We start from the raw sequence: 4,609 nt of genomic DNA, 5'->3' as shown, positions 1-4,609 counted from the left end.
GGCAGATACCGAGCTCGACCTCCATGATCGTGATCACGCTCAGAAACAGGTCGGACGGACGCCGTTGCGCCGCCCATGCGCGCACCGCGGGGTTCGCCGACTGGGGCGACTTACGCAACTCGCTGATGATGTTGGTGTCGAGGAGGAAAGTCACAGGTCCGCGACCCTCAGCTCCACCCGCGGTGGTGCCGGTTCGAACTCGATATCGTCATCCATGCTCAGCCGGGAAACGAGATCCTGGCTGTCGGCCTTCAGCCGCCGGTACTCGTGAATGGACAAGAGCGTCGCCGCCAATAGTTCGTCGGGCCTCGAGCAAGCTTGACGGGGGCCCCGAAGATCCCAGGTCAACCCCGCAGGAGCCGAAGCCTGCGATGATGTGCGGTATGAGCACCCCCGACCAGCATCGTGAACACCGACTGACCGCTGAAGAGTTCATGGACGGCGCGGCGGACGAGCTGGGCGACATCGAGATCGTCGACGGTCGAGTCGTGCGGGTGATGGCGCAGAGCCCGCTGCACAGCCGGGTGGTTCGGCGACTCGCGGGGCTGCTCGAGGCTGGACGGCGGGACGGTGGCCCGTGCATGGTTGTGGATTCCGACGTCGCGGCACGGTTCGCTGATGCGGAATCGACGGCGGCCGATCGGCGGTTGAACATCCGCTACCCCGATGTGTGGATCCGCGACTGCGAACCGTACGACGTCAACTCGGTGCGGGATCACCTGTTGCTGGTCGTCGAGGTGACCTCGGAATCGACGATCGACGCCGATATCACCGACAAACGGATCCAGTATGCGGCCGCGGCGATTCCCCGCTACCTCATCATCAGGCTGGATCAGAAGGAAGAGCGGATCGAGGAGATCGAGGAGTACCGCCTCGATTGGTCCGGTCGCCGTTACCGTGCGCACACCGTCCACCGCAGGGTTCTGCTGCTCGACGAACCGGTGGAAGTGACCATCCCGTTCGACATCCTCGAGCAAGCCTGACGAGGTACCCGGGCCGAAAGGTGGCTCGCGGGTGTCAGGCGAGTTCGACGCTCGTGATCACTACACTCGGACAGTGTGGACGCGCTATCGGCGCAGCGGGAATTCACCGGCTACGGACTGTCGCACTGGATTGTCCTGGCGATATTCGTGGTGGGGGCGATTCCCATGGTCTGGGTCGGGCGTACGCACCGAAGTGCCGCTGCCGCACGACGATTCAGCCGGGCATTCGGTGTCTCGACGCTGGCGGTCTACGCGGCGATCTATCTCTACACCATGATCCCGCCGACCATCGAGCGCTCCGTCCCCTTGCGGCTGACCGATCTCGCCACCGTGGTCGCCGGATACGCATTGTGGTCGCACCGACGCTGGGCGTACGCGCTGACCTACTACTGGTGCCTCACCTTGAGCACACAGGCGCTGGTATCACCCGCGCTGGAGAGCCGGGACTTCCCGAGCAAGGAGTTCCTCGCGTTCTGGGCGATCCACCTGGCCGTGGTGTGGGCCGCGATCTATCTCACCTGGGGTATCGGCATGCGCCCGGATTGGCGGAGCTATCGAATCGCCGTGGGAGTCACCGCGGTGTGGGCCGCGCTGACCTTCACGTTCAATACGGTGGCCGGTACCAACTACGGATTCGTCAACGCGAAACCCGCGACGGCGTCGCTGCTCGATGTACTCGGCCCTTGGCCCTGGTACCTGGGCACGGTGGCCCTCCTGCTGATCACCGTCTGGGCAATGATGACCTGGCCGTGGGTCCGCGACCAGTGACTCCGTACGCTCCCTGGCGGTCTGGGCTCAGTCGGTCAGCGGGCGGTCGAACTCGCCGGTAGCCTGAGGCCGTGAGACCGATGGGGACGGCGCCGGGTACACCGGCGCGGCCGGGAGTCGCTCTGGCAGCAGTCGTGGCCGTGGTGTTCGTGACCTTCTTGGACACCACCGTGGTCAGTGTTGCGCTCGGCGATATCCGGCGTGAGTTGAGTACCGATGTGACGTTGCTGCAGTGGGTGGTCAACTCCTACACCGTGGTTTTCGCCGGGTTGATGCTGGCGGGTGGGTCGCTCGGTGACCGGTGGGGGCGCAAGCGGGTGATGATCATCGGTCTGGTGATCTTCTGCGTCGGGTCGGTGGTTTCCGCACTCGCGAGCAGCGTCGCGATGCTCATCGCCGGTCGCGCGATCATGGGGCTGGGCGCCGCGGCCTCGGAACCGGGGACACTGTCGGTGCTGCGCCACATCTTCCCTGGCGAGCAGGCGCGGGCCAAGGCGGTCGGGGTGTGGGCGGCGGTGTCCGGGCTGGCGCTGGCGGCTGGTCCGGTTCTGGGTGGCGTGCTGGTGCACGCGTACGGGTGGCGCTCGATCTTCTGGTTCAACCTGGTGATCGGGGCGGTGGCGCTCGTCGCCGCGCTGTGGTCGATTCCGGAGAGCTCGGATCCACGGCAGGAGCCGGTCGACTGGGCCGGTGCGGTGCTCGGCGCGACGGCTTTTGGATCGGTGATCTATGCCGCGACCGTCGGTCAGGATCGGGGCTACACGGCGCCGTCGGTGCTGGCGCTGTTCGCGCTCGGCGGTATCGCGCTCGCTGCGTTCGTCGTCGTGGAAAAGCGGGCGCGCGCACCGATGCTCGACTTCCGCTATCTGCGGCTGCGGGCCGTGCGCGGGGCGCTGGTGGTCGCCTTCGCCGTCTACTTCGGCATCTTCTCGATCTTCTTCTTCACCGCGCTGTATCTGCAAGTGATGCAGTCGTATTCGGCCGCGCGCACCGCCGGTGTCTTCGCCCCGATGGCCGTCGCCATCGTGATCGGGTCCCTCATCGCGGGCTATTGGGTCGCCCGTCGTGGCGCGCGCGTTCCCATGATCCTCGGCTGTGTACTCGGTGCGGGCGGGATCCTGCTGACCCGTCATGCACTGTCGGGCACCCTGCACGATCCGTGGCTGGCGGCCGCGATGGCGGTGGCCGGGTTCGGCTTCGGGATCGCGGTGGTGCCGTTGACCTCGGCGGTGATGTCGGGCGTTCCGGCGGAACACTCGGGGATGGCCGCCGCGGTGACCAATACGATGCGCCAGGTCGGTTCGGCGTTCGGTGTCGCGGTGCTCGGTGTCCTGGTGAGCTCGTTCCTCTCCGCTGACCTGCGCGCGCGGATGACCGAGCTGGGTCTGCCGACCTCGCTGCAGCCCGACGCGATCCAGGCCGTGGAACGCGGCCGTATCCCCGAAGGCGTCGACATCGGCCCGTATCTGCAATACCTGTCGAAGGTGAACGAGGTGCTCAACACCGGAAAGGTCGCGTTCCATCACGGGCTGGATGTGGCCCTGCTGGTCTCGGCGGTGATGATCCTCGCCGCGGCGGTGTTCACGGCACTCGACACCGAACGGCCGAAGGCAGCGGTGAAGTAGACCCGAGTTCACCTGGTGGTGGTATCGATCCGTCATGCTGGTGCGGTGGTAATTGCCTCTGATGTCGTCCCGGTGCGCGGCAGTGAATATTCGATCTTGTTGCGCCGGATCCGGGCGGCGGGCCTGTTGGACCGGAATCTGCGGTACTACGGGTGGAAGAGCGCGCTCACCGCGACGGCGTTCGTCGCCGGGTGGGCGGCGTTCTTCGTCCTCGGCGACTCGTGGTGGCAGCTGGGGGTCGGGGTGTTCCTGGCCGCGGTGTTCTCGCAGATCGCGTTCCTCGGCCACGATGCCGGGCACAAGCAGATCTTCGCGTCCCGGCGGGCCAACTACCTGTACGGCCTGATCGCGGGCAACCTGGCCATCGGCCTGAGCATCGGCTGGTGGACCAGCAATCACAACCGGCACCACGCCCACCCCAACACCGAGGGCGCCGACCCCGATGTGATGGGAATCCTGGCGTTTTCCGGCGATCGCGCCCGGGCGGGCAAGGGCATCCGCCGGCTGATCTTCCGCTACCAGGCGTGGCTGTTCTTCCCGATGCTGTTGCTCGAAGGCGGCAGCTTGCATTACTCGAGTGTCCGCGCGGTGTTCCGCTGGCCGATTCCGAACCGGCTGTGGGAGGGCGCGTTGCTCGCCGCGCATGGCGTCGGCTACCTGTCCGCCGTCTTCCTGGTGCTCCCGCCCGGAAAAGCGTTGGCGTTCATCGCCGTTCAGCAGGGCCTGTTCGGTCTCTACATGGGCTGCACGTTCGCGCCCAACCACAAGGGGATGGAGGTGCTGCCCGAAGGCGACAACACCGACTTCCTGCGCAGGCAGGTGCTCACCTCGCGCAATGTCCGCGGCGGCTTCCTCGTCGACACCGCCCTGGGCGGGCTGAACTACCAGATCGAACACCACCTGTTCCCGTCGATGCCGCGCGCCAATCTGGGCCGGGCCCAGCCGATCGTCGCCGGGTACTGTGCCGAAATCGGTGTGCCGTACTGCGAGACCGGCCTCGTCGAGTCCTACGTACAAGCGCTGAGTCACCTCGACGAGGTCGGCCGCCAGACCTGGACGCCACCACAGCTGGTCGACTAGTCACCAGGACCCGGCCCCCCCAATAGGTTGGGGCGGGGCGGGGGGAGCTCCCCGCGGGGGGGGGGCCGCGATGGATTTGGACGCTTGGGGAAAACAAGAGCGGGACCCCCCCCCCCGGGGGCCCCCCGGGATCGCGTTCAGCCCCCGAAGGTT

General features: G+C 66.7%; 4 protein-coding genes. All 4 read left to right on the top strand.

Translation table 11 applies throughout. From position 1 onward, the window contains the following. The first annotated feature begins 383 nt into the window (after positions 1-383). Positions 384-983 (top strand): Uma2 family endonuclease, encoded by a 600-nt coding sequence (locus ACFWPJ_RS20795; RefSeq protein ID WP_378853694.1) that lies wholly within the window; start codon positions 384-386, stop codon positions 981-983. A 75-nt stretch (positions 984-1,058) separates the two neighbouring features. Beyond that, complete coding sequence (locus tag ACFWPJ_RS20790; RefSeq protein ID WP_378853692.1) at positions 1,059-1,751, top strand: TIGR02206 family membrane protein; 693 nt, start codon at positions 1,059-1,061, stop codon at positions 1,749-1,751. Between the two features lie 80 nt (positions 1,752-1,831). Further along, positions 1,832-3,376, top strand: a complete 1,545-nt coding sequence (locus ACFWPJ_RS20785; RefSeq protein WP_378853696.1) for an MFS transporter — start codon at positions 1,832-1,834, stop codon at positions 3,374-3,376. 45 nt (positions 3,377-3,421) lie between these two features. Beyond that, positions 3,422-4,456: a fatty acid desaturase family protein gene (locus ACFWPJ_RS20780; RefSeq protein WP_378853690.1), complete on the top strand. Its 1,035-nt coding sequence runs from the start codon at positions 3,422-3,424 to the stop codon at positions 4,454-4,456. Positions 4,457-4,609 lie beyond the last annotated feature (153 nt).

The organism is Nocardia sp. NPDC058497 (genome assembly GCF_042720195.1).
Taxonomy (GTDB): Bacteria; Actinomycetota; Actinomycetes; order Mycobacteriales; family Mycobacteriaceae; genus Nocardia.
The sequence above is the reverse complement of the archived record's forward strand: the minus strand, read 5'-3'. Positions and strand labels throughout refer to the sequence as shown.